The 25,139-nt window shown below is 35.2% G+C and carries 25 protein-coding genes; 20 read left to right on the top strand and 5 right to left on the bottom strand.

What is annotated here, in order from left to right; translation table 11 throughout:
• Positions 1–27: 27 nt before the first annotated feature.
• From putP to zupT, 12 genes are all read left to right on the top strand, one after another.
• Positions 28–1,521, top strand: coding sequence for a sodium/proline symporter PutP (gene putP / locus MHH69_RS16940; protein WP_122972114.1), 1,494 nt, complete (start codon positions 28–30; stop codon positions 1,519–1,521).
• A 124-nt stretch (positions 1,522–1,645) separates the two neighbouring features.
• Positions 1,646–2,923 carry a GTPase HflX gene (gene hflX / locus MHH69_RS16935; protein WP_341362994.1) on the top strand — a complete coding sequence of 426 codons (1,278 nt, stop codon included), beginning with the start codon at positions 1,646–1,648 and terminating at the stop codon, positions 2,921–2,923.
• 264 nt (positions 2,924–3,187) lie between these two features.
• A complete protein-coding gene (locus MHH69_RS16930; RefSeq protein ID WP_122972113.1) occupies positions 3,188–4,675 on the top strand; it encodes a peptide MFS transporter in 1,488 nt (495 codons plus the stop codon).
• A gap of 177 nt (positions 4,676–4,852) precedes the next feature.
• On the top strand, positions 4,853–5,308 hold the full coding sequence (gene tnpA / locus MHH69_RS16925; protein ID WP_341362949.1) for an IS200/IS605 family transposase: 456 nt from the start codon (positions 4,853–4,855) through the stop codon (positions 5,306–5,308).
• Positions 5,309–5,652: 344 nt separating this feature from the next.
• Positions 5,653–6,510 (top strand): DUF6612 family protein, encoded by an 858-nt coding sequence (locus MHH69_RS16920; protein WP_341362796.1) that lies wholly within the window; start codon positions 5,653–5,655, stop codon positions 6,508–6,510.
• A 240-nt stretch (positions 6,511–6,750) separates the two neighbouring features.
• Entirely contained in the window at positions 6,751–7,704 is a 954-nt protein-coding gene (locus tag MHH69_RS16915; RefSeq protein ID WP_122972111.1) for an ABC transporter permease, read from the top strand.
• Complete coding sequence (locus tag MHH69_RS16910) at positions 7,694–8,647, top strand: iron chelate uptake ABC transporter family permease subunit (RefSeq protein ID WP_122972110.1); 954 nt, start codon at positions 7,694–7,696, stop codon at positions 8,645–8,647. The genes MHH69_RS16915 and MHH69_RS16910 overlap by 11 nt, the downstream gene beginning before the upstream one ends.
• A complete protein-coding gene (locus MHH69_RS16905) occupies positions 8,644–9,408 on the top strand; it encodes an iron ABC transporter ATP-binding protein (protein ID WP_122972109.1) in 765 nt (254 codons plus the stop codon). Before MHH69_RS16910 ends, MHH69_RS16905 begins: the two co-directional genes overlap by 4 nt.
• Before the next feature lie 177 nt (positions 9,409–9,585).
• Complete coding sequence (locus MHH69_RS16900; RefSeq protein WP_122972108.1) at positions 9,586–10,611, top strand: siderophore ABC transporter substrate-binding protein; 1,026 nt, start codon at positions 9,586–9,588, stop codon at positions 10,609–10,611.
• A gap of 62 nt (positions 10,612–10,673) precedes the next feature.
• Positions 10,674–10,985 carry an antibiotic biosynthesis monooxygenase family protein gene (locus tag MHH69_RS16895; protein WP_122972107.1) on the top strand — a complete coding sequence of 104 codons (312 nt, stop codon included), beginning with the start codon at positions 10,674–10,676 and terminating at the stop codon, positions 10,983–10,985.
• A gap of 125 nt (positions 10,986–11,110) precedes the next feature.
• On the top strand, positions 11,111–11,728 hold the full coding sequence (locus tag MHH69_RS16890) for a phosphatase PAP2 family protein (protein ID WP_341362795.1): 618 nt from the start codon (positions 11,111–11,113) through the stop codon (positions 11,726–11,728).
• Between the two features lie 130 nt (positions 11,729–11,858).
• Positions 11,859–12,677 carry a zinc transporter ZupT gene (gene zupT, locus MHH69_RS16885; protein WP_122972106.1) on the top strand — a complete coding sequence of 273 codons (819 nt, stop codon included), beginning with the start codon at positions 11,859–11,861 and terminating at the stop codon, positions 12,675–12,677.
• 68 nt (positions 12,678–12,745) lie between these two features.
• Here zupT and MHH69_RS16880 read toward each other — a convergent pair whose 3' ends face one another.
• The 3 genes from MHH69_RS16880 to thrC form a co-directional block, all read right to left on the bottom strand.
• Positions 12,746–13,393, bottom strand: a complete 648-nt coding sequence (locus MHH69_RS16880) for an NAD(P)-dependent oxidoreductase (protein ID WP_122972105.1) — start codon at positions 13,391–13,393, stop codon at positions 12,746–12,748.
• Positions 13,394–13,557: 164 nt separating this feature from the next.
• Positions 13,558–14,475, bottom strand: a complete 918-nt coding sequence (thrB, locus tag MHH69_RS16875) for a homoserine kinase (RefSeq protein WP_122972104.1) — start codon at positions 14,473–14,475, stop codon at positions 13,558–13,560.
• Positions 14,472–15,524 carry a threonine synthase gene (gene thrC, locus MHH69_RS16870; protein ID WP_122972103.1) on the bottom strand — a complete coding sequence of 351 codons (1,053 nt, stop codon included), beginning with the start codon at positions 15,522–15,524 and terminating at the stop codon, positions 14,472–14,474. The genes thrB and thrC overlap by 4 nt, the downstream gene beginning before the upstream one ends.
• 268 nt (positions 15,525–15,792) lie before the next feature.
• On the opposite strand from thrC, the gene MHH69_RS16865 reads away from it, so the two are divergent.
• The 3 genes from MHH69_RS16865 (at position 15,793) to MHH69_RS16855 (ending at position 19,207) form a co-directional block, all read left to right on the top strand.
• Positions 15,793–16,953, top strand: a complete 1,161-nt coding sequence (locus MHH69_RS16865) for an MFS transporter (RefSeq protein ID WP_341362993.1) — start codon at positions 15,793–15,795, stop codon at positions 16,951–16,953.
• Positions 16,954–17,239: 286 nt separating this feature from the next.
• Positions 17,240–18,082 carry a MurR/RpiR family transcriptional regulator gene (locus MHH69_RS16860; RefSeq protein WP_122972102.1) on the top strand — a complete coding sequence of 281 codons (843 nt, stop codon included), beginning with the start codon at positions 17,240–17,242 and terminating at the stop codon, positions 18,080–18,082.
• 201 nt (positions 18,083–18,283) lie between these two features.
• Complete coding sequence (locus MHH69_RS16855; RefSeq protein ID WP_341362794.1) at positions 18,284–19,207, top strand: manganese-dependent inorganic pyrophosphatase; 924 nt, start codon at positions 18,284–18,286, stop codon at positions 19,205–19,207.
• A gap of 44 nt (positions 19,208–19,251) precedes the next feature.
• On the opposite strand, the gene MHH69_RS16850 is transcribed toward MHH69_RS16855, so the two are convergent.
• Positions 19,252–20,637: an FAD-dependent oxidoreductase gene (locus MHH69_RS16850; RefSeq protein WP_341362793.1), complete on the bottom strand. Its 1,386-nt coding sequence runs from the start codon at positions 20,635–20,637 to the stop codon at positions 19,252–19,254.
• Between the two features lie 123 nt (positions 20,638–20,760).
• Here MHH69_RS16850 and MHH69_RS16845 point away from each other — a divergent pair, with 123 nt between their 5' ends.
• A complete protein-coding gene (locus MHH69_RS16845) occupies positions 20,761–21,465 on the top strand; it encodes a DsbA family oxidoreductase (RefSeq protein ID WP_122973744.1) in 705 nt (234 codons plus the stop codon).
• Between the two features lie 135 nt (positions 21,466–21,600).
• Positions 21,601–22,239: an FMN-dependent NADH-azoreductase gene (locus MHH69_RS16840; RefSeq protein WP_122973743.1), complete on the top strand. Its 639-nt coding sequence runs from the start codon at positions 21,601–21,603 to the stop codon at positions 22,237–22,239.
• A gap of 44 nt (positions 22,240–22,283) precedes the next feature.
• Here MHH69_RS16840 and MHH69_RS16835 read toward each other — a convergent pair whose 3' ends face one another.
• Positions 22,284–22,631 (bottom strand): DUF2500 domain-containing protein, encoded by a 348-nt coding sequence (locus MHH69_RS16835; protein ID WP_122973686.1) that lies wholly within the window; start codon positions 22,629–22,631, stop codon positions 22,284–22,286.
• 334 nt (positions 22,632–22,965) lie between these two features.
• On the opposite strand from MHH69_RS16835, the gene MHH69_RS16830 reads away from it, so the two are divergent.
• The 3 genes from MHH69_RS16830 to MHH69_RS16820 all read left to right on the top strand — a co-directional run bounded on the left by MHH69_RS16830 (position 22,966) and on the right by MHH69_RS16820 (position 25,088).
• The gene (locus MHH69_RS16830; RefSeq protein ID WP_122973687.1) at positions 22,966–23,274 is read left to right on the top strand and encodes a winged helix-turn-helix transcriptional regulator; all 309 of its coding nucleotides are present in this window, start codon (positions 22,966–22,968) and stop codon (positions 23,272–23,274) included.
• Positions 23,275–23,352: 78 nt separating this feature from the next.
• The gene (gene murB / locus MHH69_RS16825) at positions 23,353–24,273 is read left to right on the top strand and encodes a UDP-N-acetylmuramate dehydrogenase (RefSeq protein ID WP_122973688.1); all 921 of its coding nucleotides are present in this window, start codon (positions 23,353–23,355) and stop codon (positions 24,271–24,273) included.
• Positions 24,274–24,329: 56 nt separating this feature from the next.
• Positions 24,330–25,088 (top strand): exodeoxyribonuclease III, encoded by a 759-nt coding sequence (locus tag MHH69_RS16820; RefSeq protein ID WP_122973689.1) that lies wholly within the window; start codon positions 24,330–24,332, stop codon positions 25,086–25,088.
• The last annotated feature ends 51 nt before the right edge of the window (positions 25,089–25,139 follow it).

Genomic DNA, 25,139 nt, shown 5'->3' with positions numbered 1-25,139 from the left:
AAAAAATTGAAATAAGGGGGATGGATTATGTCAGATCACGCTTTTCAATTGTTAGCCATTGTTATTTACATGCTAACAATGATTATTATTGGTTGGTACGCCTATAAAAGAACAACGAATTTAAATGATTATATGTTAGGCGGACGTGATTTAGGTCCAGCTGTCACGGCCTTAAGTGCTGGAGCAGCAGATATGTCTGGATGGCTACTAATGGGGTTACCAGGTGCAATTTATACTGCAGGTTTAGTAGAAGCATGGATTGCAATTGGTTTAACGGTAGGAGCTTGGCTAAACTGGTATTTTGTTGCACCTCGTTTACGGGTTTATACTCAAGTTTCGAAAAATTCCATTACGATTCCGAGTTTTTTAGATAACCGTCTTCGTGATAAGACGAAATTAATTCGTATCGTTTCAGGTATCGTTATTTTAGTATTCTTTACATTCTATGTATCATCAGGTATGGTATCTGGCGGTAAATTTTTTGAAAGTTCCTTTGGTTTTGATTACCATACAGGTCTATTAGTTGTTGCCGTCGTGACGGTTGGCTATACGTTATTTGGCGGATTTTTAGCCGTTAGTTACACTGACTTTTTACAAGGTCTTATTATGTTTTTAGCTTTAATATTAGTACCGACAATTGGTTTGTTTTTCACTGGTGGATTTGGCGATACAATCGACTCCATTCAATCGGTGAATCCAGAACACTTTAATTTGTTTGCTCAAACGGCAACAGCAGCTGGGATTATTTCTTCTGTTGCTTGGGGACTTGGTTACTTTGGACAACCGCATATTATCGTTCGATTCATGGCAATCAAATCGGTAAAAGAAACAAAACAAGCCCGTCGTATCGGTATTGGTTGGATGATATTAAGTTTATTTGGTGCAATTGGTACTGCACTAGTTGGATTAGCCTACTTCCAACAAAATGGTGGGAATATTGATGATCCAGAAACAATCTTTATTGTTATGGGGCAAATTTTATTCCATCCATTTATTGCTGGTATTATGTTAGCTGCGATACTAGCCGCTATTATGAGTACGATTTCTTCCCAATTGATTGTAACATCTTCGGCCCTTGTGGAAGATATGTATAAAGCGTTATTTAAAAAAGATGCGACGGATAAACATTATGTTTTCGCAGGTCGCTTAGCAGTTCTTGTTGTTTCAGTCGTTGCTGCAATATTAGGATGGAACCCGGACAGTTCAATTTTAGATTTAGTTGGATTTGCTTGGGCAGGATTTGGTGCAGCGTTTGGACCAACAATTTTACTTGCTCTATATTGGAGAAAGTTAACAAATGTTGGTGCGCTAACAGGTATGGTAGTAGGGGCTGTTGTTGCCTTTATTTGGGGACAAAATAAAGAGCTATCCGGTATGCTATATGAAATTGTACCTGGTTTTGCAATCAATTTAATTTTGGCGATTATTGTAAGTTTATTAACTTATAAACGAAATGATGAAATTGAAGATGAATTCGATGAAACTTTAAACTTGTTACATTCAGAAAAAGAGAAACAATAGAATTTTAAAAGACCTATAACATTCCTTTGTTATAGGTCTTTTCTTGTGTAAAAAGGGATATAATGTATGATACGATTGTGGAAAATACCCTACGTTAACAGGGAGGAATCTTTTAGTGACGAATATGCAACAGATTGAAACAATTATTGAAAAGGCCATTTTAGTTGGCGTTAATTTACAAAATGATCCTAATTTCCATTACTCAATGGAGGAGTTATCCAGTTTAGCTGAAGCTCTTGATGTGACGGTAATGGGGACAGTTACACAAAATTTAGAGCGGGTAAATCCATCCCATTATGTAGGAACTGGAAAAATTGAGGAAATAAAAAGTTTTATAGAAGAGTTAAATGGAAATTTAGTCATTTTTAATGATGAACTTTCACCTTCCCAAATAAGAAATTTAGAACATGATTTAGAAGTTAAAGTAATAGATCGTACGATGCTTATTTTAGATATTTTTGATCGCCGTGCAAAAACACGGGAAGCGCAAATGCAAGTCGAATTAGCTCAGCTTCAATATATGTTGCCACGACTAGTTGGGCTTCATGCTTCACTATCCCGTCAAGGTGGTGGCACTGGTGGAGGTTTTAGAAACCGGGGTGCTGGGGAAACAAAACTAGAGTTGGATCGGCGAAAAATTGAAGACCAAATTTCAAAGCTTCGTAAAGAGCTTGAAGGTGTGAAAGAACAACGGGAAACCCAAAGGAAAAAAAGAAGGAAAAACGAAATTCCAATTGTTTCCTTAGTGGGGTATACAAATGCTGGGAAATCAACAATAATGAACCGATTATTGAAAAAGATTGGACAAGAAGATAATAAACAAGTTTTGGAAAAAAATATGTTGTTTGCAACTTTAGATACTTCTGTTCGGAATATTGAGTTGCCAGATAAAAAGACATTTTTATTAACAGATACAGTTGGATTTGTAAGTAAGTTACCCCATCATTTAGTAAAGGCATTTCGTTCTACTTTGGAGGAAGCAAGAGAAGCAGACTTATTATTACACGTAGTAGATGTTTCTAATGAGCAGTATCGATTTATGATGGACGTGACGAATAAAACGTTGAGTGAAGTTGACGTAGAGGGGATTCCGACCATTTATGTATATAACAAATCGGACATTGCAAACGTAAAATATCCATTAATAAGTGGAGACAATATTTGGATTTCTGCCCAGGAAGATAGTGGTTTAGACGAATTAATCGAAATGATTAAACAACATATTTTTTCCAATTACGTTGAATGTGAAATGTTTATTCCTTTTGAGCGTGGCGATATCGTTTCGTACTTAAATACGTATGCACAAGTGAAAGAAACAGAATATGAAGAAAATGGGACTAGGTTAGTAGTTGAATTAAAAGAGTCGGATATGAAAAAGTATGAAAGCTTTGTAATAAAATAATGAAAATGGGTAACGATGTATTTGTCGTTGCCTATTTTTTTATAAATAAAAATTATTTTTATATACCTTTTAAAGTCCGTTAATAACAGTTCTTTAGTAAAAGATATAGAAAATAAAGAAGAAATCGAAATTTCTAACTTTTTTATAATATATTGAAAAAACATTCATTTTGTTTTAAGGTAATAAAACGAGATTTCAGACTGTGATTTCAATAATCTAAATTGTTTGAAAATATAAAAATATTAACGGAAGAGGGATTTCTTTATGTATAGTAAAGACGAAATTGTCAAATCCGTTCCTCAAAAAGGATTTTTTGGTCAACCAAAGGGCTTATTCACATTATTCTTTACTGAATTTTGGGAAAGATTTTCATATTATGGAATGCGTGCCATTCTTATCCTTTATATGTATTATGAATTGCACGATGGTGGATTAGGATTAGATAGAGGAACTGCGAACTCTATAATGGCTCTTTACGGGTCTTTAATTTATATGTCAGGTATTATTGGCGGTTGGTTTGCGGACCGCGTATGGGGTACACGTAAGACGGTATTTTATGGTGGAATATTGATCATGATTGGTCATATTGTATTAGCATTACCATTCGGTCTTACTGCTTTACTCATTTCGATGGCGTTTATTATTGTCGGAACTGGTTTATTAAAGTCTAACGTATCAACGATTGTTGGAGATATGTATGCTGAGGGAGATAATCGCCGTGACTCAGGATTTAGTATTTTCTACATGGGTATTAATATGGGTGCCTTTATCGCACCATTAATTATTGGTACTGTTGGGGAAAAATATAATTTCCATTTCGGATTCGGTTTAGCTGCTGTCGGTATGTTAATCGGTTTAATCGTTTTCTTTGTAACGCAAAAGAAATTTTTAGGACTAGCTGGTCTTGAAGTGCCAAACCCATTAACAGAACAAGAGAAAAAGAAAACAATTCGTAATGTTATTATTGCCATTATTGCCATTTTAATTGTAGGGTTCATTTTAAATGCTACTGGTAATTTAACAATGGCTGTGTTTAGTTTAATCATTACAACACTGGGTATATTAATTCCAACCGTGTTCTTCATTGTGATGTATCGAAGTCCTAAAACGACGAAAGATGAAAAATCTCGAGTATTAGCTTATATTCCTTTATTTATTGCTGCTGTTATGTTCTGGGCTATTCAAGAACAAGGAGCAACAATTTTAGCAACATATGCAGATACTCGTACGGATTTAACTGTGGGAAGCTTTGAAATCCCAGCATCTTGGTTCCAATCTCTTAACCCATTATTCATTATTATCTTTGCACCTATTTTTGCATGGATGTGGTTAAAACTTGGTAACCGTCAACCTTCTACTCCGAAGAAATTTGCTATTTCATTATTTTTTGCAGGTTTATCATTCTTAGTAATGATTATTCCAGCGAAAATGTCTGGCGGTACAGAACTTGTTAGCCCTTGGTGGTTAGTTCTTTCCTTCTTCCTTGTTGTAGTAGGGGAGTTATTATTATCACCAGTCGGTTTATCAGCAACAACAAAATTGGCACCAGCGGCATTTGCAGCACAAACAATGTCTTTATGGTTCTTAACTAGTGCGGCTGCCCAAGCGATTAATGCCCAACTCGTTCGTGTTTATGAAGCAGTAACAGAAATTACGTACTTCGGAACACTTGGCGCATTATCTATCTTTTTAGGTCTTTTACTATTAATATTAACACCAATCATTGCAAAGGCGATGCGCGGAGTAAATTAATAAATGAGGAAGTGTGATTCGTTCACACTTCCTTTTTTATTAATTCTTTTAAAACCACGTGCTCTGCACGTGTGAAAATATACTTTTAGAGTGGTAATGGAGATGGAATTAAAAACTCCTCTCGATATAATGAAAATGGCCGTCAAACCAAATTCAAATCGAGAGGAGTTTTGCTCAATGTCGAGCGACAATAGTTTATCACACACAAGATGGAATTGTAAGTATCACATAGTTTTTATACCAAAATACAGAAGGAAAGTAATCTACGGTGAATTAAGAAAAGACATCGGAGCGATTTTAAGACGTCTATGTGAAATGAAAGACGTAGAACTCATAGAAGGACATGCAATGCCAGATCATATACATATGCTGGTTAAAATTCCTCCAAAATTATCCGTATCACAATTCGTAGGCTATTTAAAAGGAAAGAGTTCTTTAATGATTCACGATAGACATGCAAATTTAAAATATAAACACGGAAATCGAACGTTTTGGGCAAAAGGATATTATGTCACTACAGTAGGTCTTAACGAAAAAGCGGTAGCAAAATACATTAGGGAACAAGAAGCTGAAGATCGATTACGTGATCAAATGACGAGTAGAGAATATATAGACCCATTTAAACGAGATTAAAGAACAAATACGGTTGACGGTCAATTAAAAAAGCCCCTTTAGGGGCAGTTAGTAAGGAGCCCTTATAGGGCGTTACTAAAACCGCCTGTTTTACAGGCGGATATTTATTATTTTAGAAAAAAATGACACCCTTTCCATACTTATACGTAATAAATAATAGTAGCTATCCTATAAATAAAACAAATTATTAGTATGTAGCAAATTGTATAGAGAATTAGTTACAGAAATGAAAGAAGTAAAAAAGTAACATTTTGTATAAAATGATAAAAATAGTTAGGAAAATATTGTAAATACTGTTATCCTATGGTGTGTAAACTAAAGGTTTAATGAAAGGAAGGGTTTTTATGAAAAAATGGGGATACTTATTAATCGGTTTATTGTTATTCGTGTTAACGGCATGTAATAGCACGGCAGAACCACAGTCTGGTGCAACATCGAAAAGTAGCGATTTGACGTTGGAAGAAGTTTATAACAAAGCGATAGAACGACAAAATGAACTAAAAAGTGTCAGTGGCTCGATTGTAATGGACCAAACAATTGGTTTTGGAACTGGGGAAGAAAGTATTGAAATGACAACGAAGAGTGATTTGAAACTTGATATGGTTACAGATCCTATTTCCATGTATATGGATGGAACAATGACGATGGGAGAGCCAACAGCGGAGGGCGATGCATCGATGGATATGGAAATGTATATGTCCAAGGAAGGGATGTACATGTTTGATTCTCAAACTAACCAATGGGTGAAGCTACCATCTGAAGAGTTTGACGCGATTATGGGGCAAACAGCAAATCAAGTTAATACATCAGAACAGCTTGAACAAATGAAATCATTTATTAATGATTTTACATTTGAACAATCGGAAGATCAGTATATTCTTACTTTAGAAGCTGCTAGCGATAAGTTTACAAAGTATATGTTGGAGCAAATGAAAATTAATCAAACTTTAGGTCTTTCTGAAGAAGACACACAAATGCTTGAAAATACGAAAGTTGAGAATCTTAACTATAAAATTGAAATTGATAAGGAAACCTTTGATATGACGACAATGGATATGAATGTCACTTTCACGATGGATATCGAAGGTGAGTCAATGACAATTAAGACGGATATGGTAAGCAAATTTGATAACTTCAATGGTGTTAAAGAAATTACAATTCCTCAAGAAGTAATCGATAAGGCGGTTGACGTACAATATTAATAAACTTTTAAGCTTAACTCTAAAAGGGTTAAGCTTTTTTCATGAGACAAACATTAATAAATATAAGTAATACTTAAAAAAACTACATTTTACTAAAATTTGAAATATACTCTCTAATTTTTCAACTTCAAGTTATCGGCATTGATTTTTCGACTTTTTCAACTTATAATGAAATACGTACTCGAGGTTGAGAATCATTTTCATTACATACTTGAGAATAAATAGAATATGGGGATAAAAATGAGACTGTGGATGTTAATTATTGCAGCGATCATCCTGTCGTTTATCTCGCTATTTATTGGCGCGATTGATATAAAGCCAAGCGATTTACTTGACTGGCAATCAGAAGAAACACAAATTTTCTTAATCAGTCGTGTACCACGTCTAATGGCGATTATTTTAGCGGGGATTGGGATGAGTATCGCGGGCTTGATTATGCAAAGCTTAAGTCGAAACAAATTCGTTTCTCCAACGACAGCTGGAACATTAGATGCCGCTAAGTTAGGGATTCTCATTTCGATGCTGTTCTTTACGAATGTAACCTATACACAGCAAATTATTTTTAGCTTTGTATTTGCGTTAGTTGGAACTTTGCTATTCATGCAAATTTTAGATCGTATAAAGTTTAAAGATGCTATTTTTGTACCTTTAATCGGGATTATGTATGGAAATATTTTATCTTCCATTACAACATTTTTTGCTTATGAAGCTGATTTACTTCAAAATATTTCTTCTTGGTTAATGGGAAGCTTTACATTAGTAATATCTGGACGCTATGAATTACTATATTTAAGTATACCTGCTGTAATTTTAGCCTATTTATATGCAAACAAATTTACCGTTGCTGGTATGGGTGAAGATTTTGCTAAAAACTTAGGTTTAAGTTATAAATTCGTATTAAATATAGGGTTAATTCTCGTAGCAATTATCGCTACAACTGTCGTTCTCACAGTTGGTGTTATCCCATTCTTAGGATTAATCGTACCGAATATTGTATCCCTTTATTTAGGGGACAATTTACGAAAGACGATTCCACATACAGCCGTTCTCGGTGTTGTTTTCCTATTAATCTGTGACATTTTAGGGCGTGTCATTATTTATCCGTATGAAATACCGGTAAATGTAACGGTAGCGGTAATCGGCAGTGCGATCTTCTTAATTATGTTATTTAGGGGGAGAGCATATGCGAAATAGTACAAAACTAATTATTCTAGCAGTTGTAGCAATAATTTGTATTTTGCTATACGGATTCTACGATATTAAGGGTGGTTTTGATTACGCATTTCCAAGACGTATGATGCGGGTTGGGGCAATGATCGTAACAGGATTTGCAATTGCCTATTCGACGGTAGTGTTTCAAACTATTACGCACAACCGTATTTTAACCCCTTCCGTAATGGGTCTTGACTCCATGTATGAAGTTGTACAAACTCTTATTTACTTTTTAGCTGGGTCCATGTCCATTTGGGTGTTAAATCAATATTTAAACTTTGCAGTAGCAATTGGAGCGATGGTGCTGTTTGCATTGTTCTTATATCGCTTCTTATTCCGAGCAGATAAACATCCAATTTACTTATTATTATTAATTGGGATGATTTTAGGAACATTACTCGGAAGTCTTGTAACGTTCTTGCAAGTATTAATTGACCCAGTAGAATATTTAAGTTTACAAAATCGTTTATTTGCAAGTTTCTCGAATATTAAAGTCGAGTTACTATATATTTCGATTGTGATTTTATTAATTGCCTTTATTTACGGATATCGGATTTTGGGTCAGTTAGATGTTATGTCCCTTGGTAGGGAAAATGCGATAAACCTAGGAATTAATTATGACCGCTTAGTGATGAATGTATTAATTTTATCGTCGGTACTAATTGCTACATCCACTGCTCTAGTCGGTCCGATTACGTTCTTTGGTTTAATCGTAGCAAATTTATCTTACCAATTTTTAGTCACATATAAGCATTCGATTCATATTTTAGGAGCCGGCTTAATGAGTGTTATTGCTTTAGTCGGTGGTCAATTTATCGTTGAACATGTGTTTGAAATGAGTACTACCTTAAGTGTCATTATTAACTTTATTGGTGGTATTTACTTCATTTACTTATTACTAAAGGAAAGTAGGGCAGCAGGATGATTGAAATCAAAGGTTTAACAAAGAAGTTTGGTAACAAGCCTGTTGTAGAAGATGTTTCCGTAACGATTCAACCGGGATCGATAACATCCTTTATTGGTCCAAATGGTGCTGGTAAATCCACGTTATTATCAATGGTGAGTCGGTTATTAGATGCAGATACAGGTGAAGTATTACTCGATAAAAATGACGTAAAACAATGGAAATCCGTTGAATTTGCGAAACGTGTATCCATTTTAAAACAAGCAAACTTTATTAATGTACGTTTAACGGTACGTGAGCTTATTTCATTTGGTCGCTATCCTTATTCAAGAGGTCGTTTAACACCTGAGGATGAACAATTTGTCGATCAAGCTATGGAATATATGAATTTAACAGATATGCAAGACAAATTTTTAGATGAGCTGTCTGGGGGACAAAAACAACGGGCTTTCATCGCAATGGTCATCGCCCAAGATACAGATTACGTTCTTTTAGACGAGCCTTTAAATAACTTGGATATGAAGCATTCCGTACAAATAATGAAAATTTTACGTAAGCTTGTTGATGAGCTAGGGAAAACAGTAGTTATTGTATTGCATGATATTAACTTTGCTTCGGTCTATTCTGATTACATTGTAGCGTTAAAAAACGGTAAAGTTGTAAAAAGTGGACCGACGAATGAAATCATTAATTCAGATGCACTTCGTGAAATTTACGACATGAATATTCCGGTACAGGAACAAAATGGTTGTCGAATTTGCGTATATTTTAACTCGCATTAGCTATGATAATGATTTAGAAAAGTATTTATTTCATATGCTTTTCTAAATCATTTTTTAAAATAAAATTGGTTAAAATAACTAAAAAACTATTGACCTTTATTTTCTAAATGCTATAATTTTCATTAGATTGATAATGATTATCATTATCGTTAATAAGAGATAGGAGAGAGAATATAAATGAAGAATTGGAAGTTATTAACGGTCATTTTAGCAAGTTTATTATTCGTACTTGCAGCATGTGGTTCTGATGATAAAAAAGAATCAGATACAAACTCTACTACAGGGGAGAAGACAACTACTGAAAATGCAGAGGGTCCTACATACCCAATGACTATTTCTCCAACTGTTGCAGAAAGCCAATCTGAAGAAGCTGGAACTATTGCTTATGAAGATGTTACCCTTGAAAAAATGCCTGAAAAAATCGTTGTATTCGACTACGGTTTCTTAGATACACTTGATGCTCTTGGAGTAGAAGGAATTGTTGGTGTTGCCAAAGATTCTACTTTACCAGAACATTTATCAAAATATTCTAGTGATGAATATGCAAACATTGGTACTTTAAAAGCTCCTTTATTAGAAGATATCGCAGAACTTGAACCGGACGTAATTTTCATCTCAGGTCGTCAATCTGCATTTTATGATCAATTAAAAGAAATTACTCCTAATGTAATCTTCGTTGGTACGTCTCAAGATGATTACTGGAATACATTCTTAGCATCTGTTGATGTTGCAGCAAAAATGTTTGGTAAAGAAGAAGAAGCAAAAGAGAAAATTGCTGAAATTAATGCCGGTATTGAAGAGGTAAAAGCTTTAGCTGGGAAATATGATACATCATTAGTTACAATGTATAATGAAGGTAATTTATCTGGTTTTGCTCAAAATTCTCGTTTTGGCTACATCTATGACATCTATGGATTTAAACCAGTAACAGATAATATCGAATCCTCATCTCATGGTTCAAACTTTGGATTTGAAGCGATTTTAGAATTCAATCCACAAGTATTATTCGTAATTGACAGAACTGCTGCAACAGGCGGTGAGTCTAATATCGAAGCGGATATGGAAAATGACATCATTAAACAAACAACTGCATATAAAGAAAATCGAATTGTTTATTTAGATGGCCCACTTTGGTACTTAAGCGGTGGCGGTTTAGAATCTGAGCTTGCTAAAATCCAAGAAATTAAAGATGAATTAAAATAATTTATTAACCAAATTAAGCTGTCCTGATAGTAGGACAGCTTTTTCTCTCGGGAGGTATGAGAATGTTTGTTCAAATGAAACGTTTTGTTGTTGCTGAAGGAAATGCCCAAAAAATTATTGACCGTTTTGGTGCTAAAAAGGATGGCCCATCTTTAATGGAACAACAACCTGGTTTTATCGGTAAAGAAGTGTTAGTGAAAAAATCCCGTCGTGGTGATGAAGAAGTCATCATTATGGTACGCTGGGAATCAGAAGAAGCTTGGAAAGGCTGGGAGAAGAGTCCCGAACATATAGCGGGCCACAAAGCTAAAATTGGCCAGCCAAAACCAGACTATATTATTGAATCAGCCAATAGTTTATATTACGTACAATAACTTTCAGAACCTTGACGACTTGTCGAGGTTTTTTTATTTTTTCGTAACAACAATTGGATTGCATAGAGTAATATGTAATTAAATATGTTAAATAATATAGTGTTTTTACAAAGGTGGAATACATGTTGAAACCATGGAATTATATTTTAGCAGGAGTTACATTTTTTATATTTCTTGCCTTGTTGTTGAGTTTTGATTCAGAATGTATTCAACAACTAGATAACACATTAGCTGAACTTTTTGGTGGGAACGTATTTATCACTGCCTTTCATTATATTGGTGATACATGGTTTGTTATTTCAATAGGTTTACTATTACTAATCGTACTTTGGTTAAAGGAACGAAATTATCATGGGATGATTTTTGTACTACTAACGATAGCAGCTGGAAATGTGTTAAATCAATTAGTGAAAAAATGGATTGAACGGCCTCGACCAGAAATAGTTGATCAATTGTCCACATTTAGTTTTCCGTCGGGACATGCTATGCTCTCTTTGCTTTATTTATTCACAATCGCTTATTTAGTAGAGGAATGGGTAGGAAATAGTAAAAAAAGTAGAATTGTTTGGGTTATTGCGATTATTCTTTCCTTCCTTATTGGTCTATCCCGCATCGCAGAAAGTCGTCATTTTGGCTCTGATGTCATTGCAGGGTGGAGTCTTGGATACACTTGGTTTGTCCTTTGTGTATTTTGGTATGAACAAAGTAAAAGAAAATTTAATAAGCTAATAAATAACACCTAACTAGGTGTTATTTTTTTGCATAAAAGTTTTCTTTGTGAATAATATATAACCAAGGTGAAAAAAGTTTCACTAGGGAAACTTTTAGTGTATAATACAATTATTAAATGATAAGAGGAGACGACAAAGTAAAATGGATGGAAACGTACTTTTAGCTTTAGGTTTAACACTATTTGCTGGGTTAGCTACCGGATTGGGGGCTTTAATTGCATTTTTTACATCAAGAACAAATAAGAAGTTCCTATCCGTTGCATTAGGGTTTTCTGCAGGTGTTATGATTTATGTCTCTTTAGTTGAAATTTTTGTTAAGGCGAAAGATGCGTTAACGACTTCTTTAGGTGAAACGGAAGGGTATTGGATGACGGTCATAGGCTTCTTTGGGGGAATGGTGTTTATCGCATTAATAGACCGTTTCATTCCAAAGAAAAATAATCCTCATGAAGTGAAAACTGTAGAAGATGTCCATGAAGCGGAATTGAATTCTAAAGTAATAGATGAACAAAAGCTAATGAAAATGGGAGTTTTTACTGCGTTAGCTATAGCTATTCATAATTTTCCAGAAGGTATCGCAACATTTATGTCGGCCATTCAAGATCCAAGTGTCGGGGTAGCCATTGCGATAGCTGTAGCGATACACAATATTCCAGAGGGAATAGCTGTTGCCGTCCCAATTTATTTCGCGACTGGAAACCGAAAAAAGTCATTTAAATTGTCATTCCTTTCAGGGTTAGCAGAACCAATTGGAGCTGTTGTAGCTTATTTAATATTAATGCCGTTTTTAACGGATACGATGTTTGGTATTATTTTTGCAGCAGTTGCAGGAATAATGGTGTTTATATCGTTAGACGAGTTGTTGCCAGCTGCTAAAAAATATGATGAAACCCATTTATCGATTTATGGTTTAGTTGCCGGTATGGCAGTCATGGCGCTAAGTTTGTTATTGTTAGCATAAAATGAATGAATGCCCTAAAAGCTTTGGATAGCTTTTAGGGCATTCTAATTTATAAAAAGTGAAATTGACTATGAACTAATTGTTGCGTTCTCAGAAGCGACTGTAAAACGCTGATTTTCGTGTTTCGGGTTTTCTAATTCATCTAAAACAGCTACAGCATAATCTGCATAGCTTACATAACTAATATGTTGGGAATTTAATAGGAGATGGTCTTTGCCTAAAATGTAATGGCCAGTTCTTGGTCCGTCTGAGTCAAATAGAGCGGAGGGGCTTAAAAACGTCCATTTTATCGAGGATTGTTTCAAATCTATTAAATGTTGTAACTGTTGGAAAGCTATTGTTTTATATTCTTCTGGAAAATCAGGAATATCGATGAGTCTAGTATTTCTTTCGTCGATGAATAAACTTCCTGCTCCACCAACTACAAATAACTTTGTTTGGCTACCTTCCAAAAGGGAGATGAGAAACCGGCCAAATTCAATGTGTAAATGTTCTTCTCCATGTAAAGGAAGTAAAGCATTTACAACAACATCGAATTGAATTAAATCATTTCTAGTTAAATTAAACATTTCCTTTTCTATAATATGAATATGTTGTTGATTTTTTAATTTCTCTTTATTAGCGACTATAGCTGTCACATCATGATGTCGCATTCTTGCCTCGGTTAAAATATTGTTGCCCGCCTTTCCAGTTGCCCCAATAATGCCAATTTTCATTTCGATACTCCTTTCAATTGAATTTAAGTACATGCGACGAAATGACTTACCTCATTTTGAGGTGTACGGAAGTTAGGTTATTTTGAACATCTTTTCAAATAGAAAAAGATGCCCAATAATTCATATATATGAATTATTGGACATCTATATTAATGGGTTTGCGATTAAGCGAGCACATCCTCAATGACTTCAGTTACTGAAATCCCTTGATCATCTGCTTTTGTTAAAATAATTTCAAGTGAGGGGAATAGTTCTTTCATCTTGGAAATAAATGCTTCCTCAATAGCGGTCGGTATAATGGAAATAACAGTTGGGCCTGCTCCGCTTAATGCCGTTCCATAAGCACCAGCATTTTTTGCTGCATTTCGAATTTCATCAAAAAATGGAATCAACTTGGCACGGAATGGTTCATGGAAAAGATCGGACTCCATATAATAACCTACCCGTTCATAATCCTTTGATATGAAAGATGCCGCTAGCATATTAGCGTTGGCACTAGCGTGAACGGCGTAGTGACGGTCGAACTTTTCAGGCAATACTTTCCGAGCATCGGACGTTTTTAGTTCCACATTAGGTATAAATACAACAAAAGAGACTTCTAAATCTTGTACATGGATTGTATCCACATGACCGAAATCATCCATTGCTGAAATCGTTAAACCACCAAGAACTGATGCAGTAGCATTGTCAGGATGTCCTTCAAATTGAGAAGTGATGTTTAATTTATCTTGGGTTGATAAATTTAACTGACAAACGAGATTTGCTAACTCAACCGCTGCAACAATCGCCGCTGCACTACTACCTAAACCCCTTGCAAAAGGTAATTCACTTTTCATTTCGATACGACAAGGTGGAAGTTCTTTATTAAACCGAGCCGCAGTTTCCGAAGCAATTTCATAAATTAAATGGTTTTCAATTACGATATTTTGTGGAAGGTGGTCAGAAAGGTGAATAATTTCCCACTTATCCGAAATGGACACGGTTAAATTTAAATATAAAGATAAACTAAGTCCTATGGAATCAAATCCAGGTCCTAAGTTAGCGGTGCTTCCTGGAACAGTGATTTGCCATTTTTTACTCATAAAATCTCCTCGATATATTGGCGAATTTCTTCTTCATTGTTTTGAAGGGATACTAAATCAATTTTAGAAACGTTCATTGCAGTATCCGGATCTTTTAATCCGTTACCTGTAAATATTGTAACAACCTGGCTTCCTTTCTCAATTTTCCCGTTATTAACCGATTTAATAACACCTGCTAAAGAAGCGGCAGAGCCCGGCTCAACAAATATTCCTTCAGTACTAGCGATTAATTGATAAGCTTCTAATATTTCTTCATCTGTTACCGAATCGATTATACCACCAGATTCATCGCGAGCGGCCTCAGCCAATTTCCAACTTGCCGGATTCCCGATACGAATCGCCGTTGCCACAGTTTCGGGATTGGAGATAGGTTCTCCTTTGACAATGGCTGCGGAACCTTCTGCCTCAAAGCCATACATTTTCGGCAAGCCAGTGTGTTTTGCCTCATTATATTCTTTAAAACCTTTCCAGTAAGCGGTAATATTCCCCGCATTACCTACAGGGATACATAAATATTGAGGAGCTTGTCCTAAACTGTCTACAATTTCAAATGCAGCTGTTTTTTGGCCTTCAATACGATATGGGTTGACGGAGTTCACTAATTGAACAGAAGTCGTTTCACTTAATTGGCGTACAATGGCGAGTGCATCATCGAAATTGCCGTCGATTTCAATAATTTTAGCACCATACATACATGCTTGTGCTAATTTACCAAGGGCTACTTTCCCTTTAGGAATAACGACAATCGACTGGATTCCAGCACGGGCAGCATAAGCTGACGCTGCAGCAGAAGTATTCCCTGTGGATGCACAAATAACACATTTTGCCCCTTCCTCAATAGCTTTTGCTACTGCAAAAACCATACCGCGGTCTTTAAATGAACCAGTTGGGTTTGCCCCTTCAATTTTACCGTAAAGCTCAATCCCTAACTTTTTTGACAAATTAACTAAATGAATAAGTGGGGTATTTCCCTCATTTAAAGTTAGCGAAGGTGTATTTTCGGTAACAGGTAAAAATGATTTATATTCTTCAATAAGACCTTTCCACATATCGAATTTGCTCCTTTTGTTCTCACTGAATGAACAGTTGTTTTTCTATAAGAGACATTTTATCGCAATATTGATGTATTTTTCAATAGAAATTGAGAAATTTACCTAAATGTAAATATTTTAAATTTATCTTGTAAGTCAATTAAAAAAAAGGTATTGTTAATGTGTAAATTCAAATGTAAAGACAGGTGAAAACTAAGTGAGTAAAAATTCAAATACAACACCCATCTCACGCAACAAATTATTAGGTGTTGCAGGTGTAGGTTGGATGTTCGATGCAATGGACGTAGGGATTTTATCATTTGTAATAGCGGCTCTTGCAGCTGATTGGGGTTTATCCTCTTCACAAATGGGGTGGATTGGAAGTATTAACTCTATCGGGATGGCAGTAGGGGCTTTAGTATTTGGAGTATTTGCTGACAAAGTAGGACGTAAGAAGATATTTATGTGGACATTGATTATCTTCTCCGTTGCCAGCGGACTCTCAGCTCTAACAACAACTTTTGCCGCATTTATGTTATTAAGATTTTTTGTAGGGATGGGACTCGGCGGTGAACTGCCAGTTGCCTCTACATTAGTTTCAGAGAGTGTAGAAGCAAAAGAAAGAGGTCGTGTAGTTGTATTACTTGAAAGTTTTTGGGCGGCAGGCTGGCTTATTGCAGCAATCATATCTTATTTTGTTATTCCAGCTGAATTTTGGCCGATTGAAGGATGGCGAGTTGCATTAATTTTAACTGCTATTCCAGCGCTTTATGCAGTTTATATTCGCATGCATTTACCTGATTCTCCTCAATTTACTGCAAGATCAGAAGCGAAAAGTCGTACAATACGACAAAATATTGCAGGGGTTTGGGAAAAGAAGTATGCACGTTCTACACTGATGCTTTGGATTCTTTGGTTCACAGTAGTCTTTTCCTATTATGGAATGTTCTTATGGCTACCAAGTGTTATGGTTGGAAAAGGGTTTGATCTAATATCAAGCTTTAAATATGTGCTTATTATGACAATTGCCCAGTTACCCGGGTATTTTACAGCTGCCTATTTCGTAGAAAAGTTCGGACGAAAATTTGTCCTTGTAACGTACTTAATAGGAACGGCAGCAAGTGCTTATGTGTTCGGTAATGCTGAAACGGTGACAGTATTATTAATATCTGGAATTTTATTATCCTTCTTTAACTTAGGCGCATGGGGAGCTTTATATGCTTATACACCAGAGCAATACCCAATGGTCATAAGAGGGACTGGAGCCGGAATGGCCGCAGCAGTTGGGCGTATCGGTGGGATTTTTGGTCCTCTTTTAGTTGGATACTTACTAAAAGCACAATATGAAATTGGATTTATTTTTGGAATTTTTTGCGTCTCCATTTTAATTGGGGTAGCAGCAGTATTATTTTTAGGAAAAGAAACGAAACAAATAGAATTAGAATAACTAACGGAAAAACTGATTCAAGGTTCATTTCAACCTTTGAATCAGTTTTTTTGTTGTATTTAAATGTTGGGAAAGTTATTCTTTTGTCATTTTATAAAAATTAAATTGTTTAATTTGGAAGTCGAATAGTAGTGGGATATGAAAAATTTTCAACTTTTATCGTTTAAAGCGTTGAAGTTTTTTCAGAAAAATCATTGTATTCGATCAATGTTAATGATAATCTATCAATTATCAAACTATTTTGTATACAAAATAAAAATAATATAAAGGAGGAAATGAAGCTACCATGAGCTTTTGTGATGAGATTAAAAAAAGGTTTATAAGACTTTCTAGAGGGCAGCGAAAAGTTGCTCAATTTGTTATTGATAATCCAAATATTATAGCAACTCATATAGCTTCAGATGTAGGGAAGCAGATTGGAATTAGCGAGTCGACAGTTATCCGTTTTTGTTATTCGATGGATTTATCGGGCTATTTAGAATTACAGGAAAAAATTAAAGAGGATCTGTTAAAAGCTGAGGGAAAACTAGAATATGAACATCCTCTTATTTCAAAGAAACATGAACACTTTCTAAGCGAAGTGATGAATCGCGATATTAAAAGTATTTTGAACACGATACATGTTATCGATGAAAAACAGTTTGAATATGCAATTCGACTAATGCATGAGTCTAACTACTTGTATGTTCTAGGGTTTAGACAATCTTCTCCGTCAGCTAGCTTTGTCACTTGTACGTTAAGTCATTATCGTAAACATGTGAAGCAAATAGAACATGATGTTGATAATATTGTGCAGCAAATTAGCGCTATGGATGAAGAGTCTCTTTTAATTTTGATTGCATTGGATGGCATTCATGAGGATGATTTAACTACTATTCAATTAGCAAAAAATAAAAATGTAAAAGTTATTGCGATTACGAATACTACCATTTCCCCTATTAATGACTATGTAGATGTTTTATTTAAAGTAGGGGGTCAAAAACAAGAAACATCTGAGACGATTATGGCATCCCATTCTTTAATCCATGCATTAGTAGAAGGAATGGTGGCACAAAATAGAAGCCAATATACAAAGTATAAAAAAACAAATCAACAGGATTCCTACTTAAAAAAGGCAAACAGTATGTAGTACAAAGTAAAGCGTATTCGTAAATTGCGGGGGCATTTACGAATGCGCTTTGTTGATCGTCATATTCAATAGTGGAGAGTGTAAATTCAATTACCTTCTTTCTTTCGAAATGACATTCATGTTCTATTTTTCTATTCCAACTTAGGTATGATAAAATAAAATCGAATAAATATGAACATTGTAAATAGGAGGACTCATTTAATGAGCAAAGTATTAGTTTTCGGTCATAAAAATCCAGATACAGACACAATTACATCTGCACTTAGTTATGCTTATTTAAAACAACAACTAGGTGTTGAAGCAGAAGCGGTACGACTTGGCGAAGTAAACAATGAAACGAAATATGCTTTAGAGAAATTTGGTTTTGAAGCACCTCGTTTAATTGGAAATGTTGCTAGTGAAGCAAAGGAAGTTATTTTAGTAGACCATAACGAGCGCCAACAATCAGCTGATGGCATTGAAGAAGTAAAAGTAACAGAAGTAATTGATCACCATCGCATTGCAAATTTTGAAACTTCGGATCCTCTTTACTATCGTGCAGAGCCAGTAGGATGTACGGCTACGATTTTAAATAAAATTTTTAAAGAAAATAATGTAGAAGTACCTTCAAATGTTGCAGGTTTAATGCTTTCTGCTATTATTTCAGATACATTATTATTCAAATCTCCAACTTGCACAGAACAAGATGTACAAGCTGGTAAAGAATTAGCTGAAAAAGCGGGTGTAAATTTAGATGAGTACGGTTTAGCGATGTTAAAAGCAGGAGCTGACCTTTCAGATAAATCGCTAGAAGATTTACTATCGTTAGATGCGAAAGAATTTACTTTTGGTGAAGTAAAATCAGTAGTAGCTCAAGTAAACGTAGTAGATGTAAATGACGTATTAAATCGTAAAGATGAGCTAGTAAGTTTATTAAATAAAAATGTAGCTGACAATGGCTTAAACTTATTCTTCTTTGTTGTAACAGATATTCTAAACAATGATTCTACAGCTGTTGTTGTAGGGGATGCTGCGGAAGCTGCTGCGAAAAGCTTTGGTAAAGAATTAGTAAATAATTTAGTCGAATTACCGGGTGTTGTTTCTCGTAAAAAACAAATTGTTCCTGTGTTAACGGAAGGACTATAATCGTTATAATGAATAAAACCTCGAAGAAAATTTTCTTCGAGGTTTTATTTTGCTTTATCAATTTTTAATGGATAGACAGCTGGTCCTTCAATAACGTCTCCATTTTTATCGAACCTGGAACCGTGACATGGACAATCCCATGTTTCATCTCCTTCATTCCACCTAGTTTTACATCCTAGATGGGTACATTTTGGGGCTTCCATTCGAGTTAAATAGCCACCAGCTAAATTTGTTGTAACAAACCCAATTATTTTCAATGCCCTTAATAAGTTTTTACCAAATTGTCCTCTTGAAGGACTGTAAATATCGGCGGCTCTATGCCTTTCTTGGGCGATTAAGCTTGATATAATTTCCCCTGCGACGAGGGAATTGGATAGTCCCCATTTTCGATAACCGGTTGCTATAAATATATTTGGCTCATCCTCAGTTATGGGACCAATATACGGGACTAAATCTGGCGTATCCGGATCTTGAGCACTCCAATAATATGGAGGATCGGATAAATGAAAAATGGATTTCATTTCCTCTTCAAGGGTTTTGTAATAGGATTTAGTATCCTTTTTTGTACCAGCTTTATGGCTACTACCCCCATAAATAAAGTACGGTGTATTCGATACTAAGGCAGTACGTATCGTACGAGATGGATTTTCAACGGATAAGTATTGTCCCTTTAATAATTCATTTGTTTTTGAAGCGAGTAAGTAGGAACGTTCGATAGATAATTTTGTTGTTACTAACCCTCTAATAGATTCAATTGGGTAATGGGTACATAACAATAGTTTTTTAAATGTAACGATATTTTCTTTTTCTGTTAACACATATTTTTGATCGAGAACAACCTTCGTCACGCGGGTTTTGACATAAATCGATGCCCCGGCCTGTTGGGCCAAGTTAACGAAATGATTCGCAAACTTTGTCGGATGAATTTGATAAGTATCCTCCATTTTTAAAGCAGAAGTAATAGAGAGGGGCAATTCGGTATCCGTTGATTCCATTCCTTGTATTTTCAATTTTTTATAGGCATTAAATTCATCTTGTATCGTCTGCAGTCCTTGATTTGTAGTGGCGTATAAATATGAGTCTGCTTTTTGAAATGTATCTTTTGATGCGTATTCAAGGGCGTTTTCAATTGCACTTTTATTTGCATCATAATAGGTTGCCACTTCATTTTCAGAAAAGGATTTTATTAATTTAGAGTAGATAACCCCATGCTGTGGAGTTAATTTTCCCGTCGAATGCCCCGTTGTTCCAATTGCTAAGGAAGGTTTTGCTTCCAGTAAGACAACATTAAGTCCCCTTTTAGCAAGCAAATAGGCTGAATAAATACCTGTAAGTCCTCCACCAACAATACAAACATCGCAATCTACAGAAGTGGATAATTCGGATAATTGTTGTGATTCATTATCTTTTAACCATAGAGAGTTTTGCATATGTGCCCCCATTTTGCTTATTTTTTATAAGTATTCCGTAAATAGCAATCCAATATTCAATGAGCAAATTAATTGTGGGAAAAATATTATATTCGTACAATGGGAAAAAAGGAGGAGTCCACTATGAAAGTAGAAGTATGGTCAGATTATGTTTGTCCATTTTGTTATATTGGCAAACGCCAACTAGAAAAGGCGATTAAAGATTCAGGTTATGAAGGACAAATAGAAGTGGAGCTAAAAAGCTTTTTATTAGATCCTACGACTCCAATTGATTCAGATCAATCCATCTATGCAGCATTAGCCAAAAAGTATAATGTTTCCGAAGAACAGGCGAAAAATATGACCAAAAATATTGCAGAGAGAGCAAAAGAAATTGGGCTAAATTATAATTTTGACATTATGAAGGAAGCAAATACAAACGCCGCCCATCGATTAGCAAAGTGGGCTGAGACAAAAGGGAAGGGCGCTGAATTGAGTGAGCAACTTTTACAAGCTTACTTTTTAGAAGGTGCTGCCATTGGTAAAGGGGAAATATTATTAAATTTAGTTGAAAAAGTTGGTTTAAGCCGTTTAGAGGCAGAAGAAATATTAAATAGTAATCAATTCGAAGAAGACGTAGAAAGAGACATAATGGAAGCTCAAAGCATAGGTGTGCGCGGAGTACCATTCTTTGTTATTGATAACAAATATGGAATTTCGGGTGCTCAACCCCAAGAGTTGTTCGATCAAACAATCTCTAAAGCTGCTAGTGAGGCTGGTTTAAAGCCAAAATTAAAAATGGTTGGAGATAATGGCGCTACATGTACAGATGGCCAATGTGATTTATAGTAAGTCTACTAAACAAGAAAATCGGTCAAAAGTATGAGTGCTGTTTTATTGAAATAATATTTTATCTCCTTTAAGATGACATTATGTCTTGATTTCAAGATACATAATATTGAGATTAAAGGAGAGTTATATAGAATGACTAATGTATTAGTAATTAAAGCAAACAATCGTCCAGATGGCGTTTCAACTAAAATGTTCGAAACTTATGTAGAGGAAGCGAAAAAAGTAGCAGGTTTAAACGTTACTGTTTATGACGTATTTGAAGAAGATACACCGTACTTCGGACAAGAACTTTTCAACGCATTCGGTAAAGTTCAAAATGGTGAAGAGTTAACAGAATTAGAATCTCGTCTTCTAGCTGCAAAACAAAAGGCTATGGATGCAGTAACTGCTGCGGATGTAGTAGTACTTGCTTTCCCATTATGGAACTTAACAATCCCTGCTAAATTACAAACATTTATTGACTATGTATATGCTGCTGGATTCATGTTCAAATATAATGCAGAAGGCCAAATGGTTCAATTAATGACTGACAAAAAGTTTGTTGTATTAAACGCTCGTGGAGGTTACTACTCTGCTCCTGAAGCACAGCCAATGGAAATGTCAGTTAACTACATTAAAAATGTATTTAGTGGTATCGCTGGTATGGAACTTCTAGACGAAGTAGTAATTGAAGGTCACAACGCAGAACCAAACCGCGCAGAAGAAATTATTGCTGAAGGTATGGAACGCGTTAAAGCTTCTGCACAAAAATTAGCTACAGTAACTGCATAATATTCAAAACAAACCCGACCATAAATGATGGCCGGGTTTGTTTTTTATGAACGATTTCGTTCGAAACTTTTCAACCGTGTTCCTTGGAACGTAAGAATTCCTACATCACCTTCTGCAAGTAGACCAAATTCTTTACCAGTTATTTTAAATTCCATACGATCACCGCTTTCAACTTCAAAGGTTGCATAATAGCTAGTATAGGAATGGTCACCTTTCACTTCTGTTCGTTTTGCAATGACTCGTGCAGAAACTGACAAAACTGGTGCAGCATTATTGTTAACATTTTGTTTAATAGTTGAAGTGATTTGCCACAATATAACCCCAAATACGATGATAAAGCCAGCAATGATAAAAAATGTGATAGAACTAGTAAACATATCCCCTGTATACATATTCATCCCCCTAACTTTCCCATTGTCGAAATGAATAGAATCATATGTTAAAACATAAAATCATGGAAGTGAGATTCGAAGTAATAACGCCAAACATTTCGAGCTGTTGTTTCATAATAAGAAAAAATCTTATGTTTATTACGTTCCTTTTTTATAAAAGTTTCACATGTTGAAAAGATAATAACACTTAATTTAACCTCTATTTGGAAATATAAGTTACTTTTCGTAAGTTAGGGTAAAATGGTATACTATATAGAAGAAAGCTCATAGATCAGTTCATCCAAAAAGTAAAATTACAGAGTAGCTACTGTCGTAAAAGGGAAGGTGAACAATCTTGAAAGAAACGACAATTTGTCCTCGTTTATCGAAGGCGATGGAGTTATTAGGGAAACGTTGGACGACATTAATATTATATCAATTATTAGACGGCTCACAGCGTTTTAACGAAATAGAATCGGCTCTCCCTGTAAGTGGTCGACTCCTTTCAGAACGTTTGAAGGAATTGGAAAAAGAAGGGTTAGTTGAAAGGAAAGTATTTACAGAAGTACCAGTACGTGTGGAATATTCCCTTACAGATAAAGGAAAAGCGTTGGAAGGAGCAATCCGAGAAGTCGAGAAATGGTCACAAATTTGGATAAATTGATACGATGTATTACTTGTCAAAAAGCTTTTGATTACCCATACTAATATAGAGTATGACGTTAGAAAGGACTTTGCTTTTATGACAATTCAACAATGGGCAAAAGATTTAGCTCAAATCGTTAATCCAAATAATATTAAAATTAATGAATCTTTAAAGAAATACACAATGACGAAACTAGGGGGCAATGCAGATGTATTTGTCCTACCTGAAACAGAAGATGAGGCAGCACAAATCGTAAAATATGCCTACAATCATAATGTGCCGATTTTAATGTTAGGGAATGGCTCTAACATGGTAGTACGTGATGGGGGTGTACGAGGAATTGTTGTGTCTTTTACTAAATTAGATGAAATCCGAGTAGAAGGAAACCGACTTTATGCACAAAGTGGAGCTTTGATTAAAGAAGTTTCCCGTATTGCAGCAACAAATAGTTTAACAGGTTTTGAATTTGCTTGTGGAATACCAGGTTCCGTTGGTGGAGCAATGGCGATGAATGCCGGTGCATATGGTGGCGAAATAAAGGATATTATAATTGATTGTACAGTGTTAACGAAGGAAGGCGAGCGCATCGTTCTAAGTAAAGATGACTTAGAATTGGGATACCGTAAGAGTATTATTGCGCAAAAAGGATACTTCGTCCTTTCCTCCAATTTCCAACTAGCAGAAGGTAATCAACAAGAAATTGATGAAAAAATTGCTGACCTTACCTTTAAGCGTGAATCAAAACAGCCTTTGGAATATCCATCTGCCGGAAGTGTCTTTAAAAGACCACCTGGTTACTTTGCAGGGAAATTAATTCAAGATAGTGGGCTCCAAGGTAAAGGTGTAGGCGATGCGGAAGTATCAACAAAACATGCTGGTTTTATCATTAATAAAGGAAATGCTACAGCGACGGATTACATTCAAACAATTCAAATGGTACAACGTGTCGTGAAAGAAAAGTTTGGTGTTGATCTAGAATTAGAAGTGAAAATTGTCGGTGAAGAAAGAACACAATAATGATTATTGGGCGCCTCTCTAATGATGGGCGCCTTCTTACATAGAAAGGGTTAAAAATGAAATTTATATCGTGGAATGTAAACGGAATTCGTGCATGTGTGAAAAAAGGCTTTGTGGATTATTTTAATGAAGTAGATGCAGACTTTTTCTGTATTCAAGAAACAAAATGTCAAGACGGTCAGATTGAATTACCATTCGAAGGATATTATCAATATTGGAACTATGCAGAGAAAAAAGGTTATTCTGGCACAGCGATTTTTACGAAGCATGAGCCCCTTTCAATTAAATATGGCGTAGGGGATCAAGAAACAGAATCAGAGGGTCGAATTATCACTTTGGAATATGAAAAATTTTATTTAGTTAATGTGTATACGCCAAATTCTAAACGGGATTTAGCCCGCCTATCAGAAAGATTAGAATGGGAAGATAATTTACTAGATTACTTGAAACAGCTCGATCGTATTAAACCGGTAATTTACTGTGGTGATTTAAATGTTGCCCATGAAGAAAAGGATTTGAAAAATGCGAAATCAAATGTCGGAAACTCTGGATTTACCTTTGAAGAACGGGGGAAAATGACAAATTTACTCCAATCAGGCTTTACAGATTCCTATCGACATTTTAATCCGGATCAAGATGATGCTTTTACTTGGTGGTCCTATATGAATAAAGTACGTGAACGAAATATAGGATGGCGTATTGATTATTTCATCGTTTCTAATAGATTAGTAGAATATGTTCAAAATACAGACATACATGCCCACATTTTAGGAAGTGATCATTGCCCAATTCTTTTAGAATTAGATTGGAAATAACATCTTAGTAAAAGGAAAAGTGTTGTGAAAAATTCCTATTAAGATAGTTGA

Origin of the sequence: Ureibacillus sp. FSL E2-3493, assembly GCF_038077515.1 — a bacterium.
In the GTDB taxonomy this organism is placed as follows: domain Bacteria; phylum Bacillota; class Bacilli; order Bacillales_A; family Planococcaceae; genus Ureibacillus; species Ureibacillus halotolerans.
The sequence above is the reverse complement of the archived record's forward strand: the minus strand, read 5'-3'. Positions and strand labels throughout refer to the sequence as shown.

Excerpts from the sequence above, each read along its gene's own strand:
- tnpA (WP_341362949.1), top strand. The coding sequence starts at position 4,853 with ATGTCGAGCGACAATAGTTTATCACACACAAGATGGAATTGTAAGTAT.
- putP (WP_122972114.1), top strand. The coding sequence starts at position 28 with ATGTCAGATCACGCTTTTCAATTGTTAGCCATTGTTATTTACATGCTA.
- MHH69_RS16910 (WP_122972110.1), top strand. The coding sequence starts at position 7,694 with ATGCGAAATAGTACAAAACTAATTATTCTAGCAGTTGTAGCAATAATT.
- MHH69_RS16880 (WP_122972105.1), bottom strand. The coding sequence starts at position 13,393 with ATGAAAATTGGCATTATTGGGGCAACTGGAAAGGCGGGCAACAATATT.
- MHH69_RS16895 (WP_122972107.1), top strand. The coding sequence starts at position 10,674 with ATGTTTGTTCAAATGAAACGTTTTGTTGTTGCTGAAGGAAATGCCCAA.
- MHH69_RS16820 (WP_122973689.1), top strand. The coding sequence starts at position 24,330 with ATGAAATTTATATCGTGGAATGTAAACGGAATTCGTGCATGTGTGAAA.
- MHH69_RS16865 (WP_341362993.1), top strand. The coding sequence starts at position 15,793 with ATGTTCGATGCAATGGACGTAGGGATTTTATCATTTGTAATAGCGGCT.
- hflX (WP_341362994.1), top strand. The coding sequence starts at position 1,646 with ATGCAACAGATTGAAACAATTATTGAAAAGGCCATTTTAGTTGGCGTT.
- MHH69_RS16900 (WP_122972108.1), top strand. The coding sequence starts at position 9,586 with ATGAAGAATTGGAAGTTATTAACGGTCATTTTAGCAAGTTTATTATTC.
- MHH69_RS16920 (WP_341362796.1), top strand. The coding sequence starts at position 5,653 with ATGAAAAAATGGGGATACTTATTAATCGGTTTATTGTTATTCGTGTTA.
- MHH69_RS16860 (WP_122972102.1), top strand. The coding sequence starts at position 17,240 with ATGAGCTTTTGTGATGAGATTAAAAAAAGGTTTATAAGACTTTCTAGA.
- MHH69_RS16855 (WP_341362794.1), top strand. The coding sequence starts at position 18,284 with ATGAGCAAAGTATTAGTTTTCGGTCATAAAAATCCAGATACAGACACA.
- MHH69_RS16845 (WP_122973744.1), top strand. The coding sequence starts at position 20,761 with ATGAAAGTAGAAGTATGGTCAGATTATGTTTGTCCATTTTGTTATATT.
- MHH69_RS16850 (WP_341362793.1), bottom strand. The coding sequence starts at position 20,637 with ATGCAAAACTCTCTATGGTTAAAAGATAATGAATCACAACAATTATCC.
- MHH69_RS16915 (WP_122972111.1), top strand. The coding sequence starts at position 6,751 with ATGAGACTGTGGATGTTAATTATTGCAGCGATCATCCTGTCGTTTATC.
- MHH69_RS16930 (WP_122972113.1), top strand. The coding sequence starts at position 3,188 with ATGTATAGTAAAGACGAAATTGTCAAATCCGTTCCTCAAAAAGGATTT.
- MHH69_RS16835 (WP_122973686.1), bottom strand. The coding sequence starts at position 22,631 with ATGTATACAGGGGATATGTTTACTAGTTCTATCACATTTTTTATCATT.
- MHH69_RS16905 (WP_122972109.1), top strand. The coding sequence starts at position 8,644 with ATGATTGAAATCAAAGGTTTAACAAAGAAGTTTGGTAACAAGCCTGTT.
- murB (WP_122973688.1), top strand. The coding sequence starts at position 23,353 with ATGACAATTCAACAATGGGCAAAAGATTTAGCTCAAATCGTTAATCCA.
- zupT (WP_122972106.1), top strand. The coding sequence starts at position 11,859 with ATGGATGGAAACGTACTTTTAGCTTTAGGTTTAACACTATTTGCTGGG.
- thrB (WP_122972104.1), bottom strand. The coding sequence starts at position 14,475 with ATGAGTAAAAAATGGCAAATCACTGTTCCAGGAAGCACCGCTAACTTA.
- MHH69_RS16840 (WP_122973743.1), top strand. The coding sequence starts at position 21,601 with ATGACTAATGTATTAGTAATTAAAGCAAACAATCGTCCAGATGGCGTT.
- thrC (WP_122972103.1), bottom strand. The coding sequence starts at position 15,524 with ATGTGGAAAGGTCTTATTGAAGAATATAAATCATTTTTACCTGTTACC.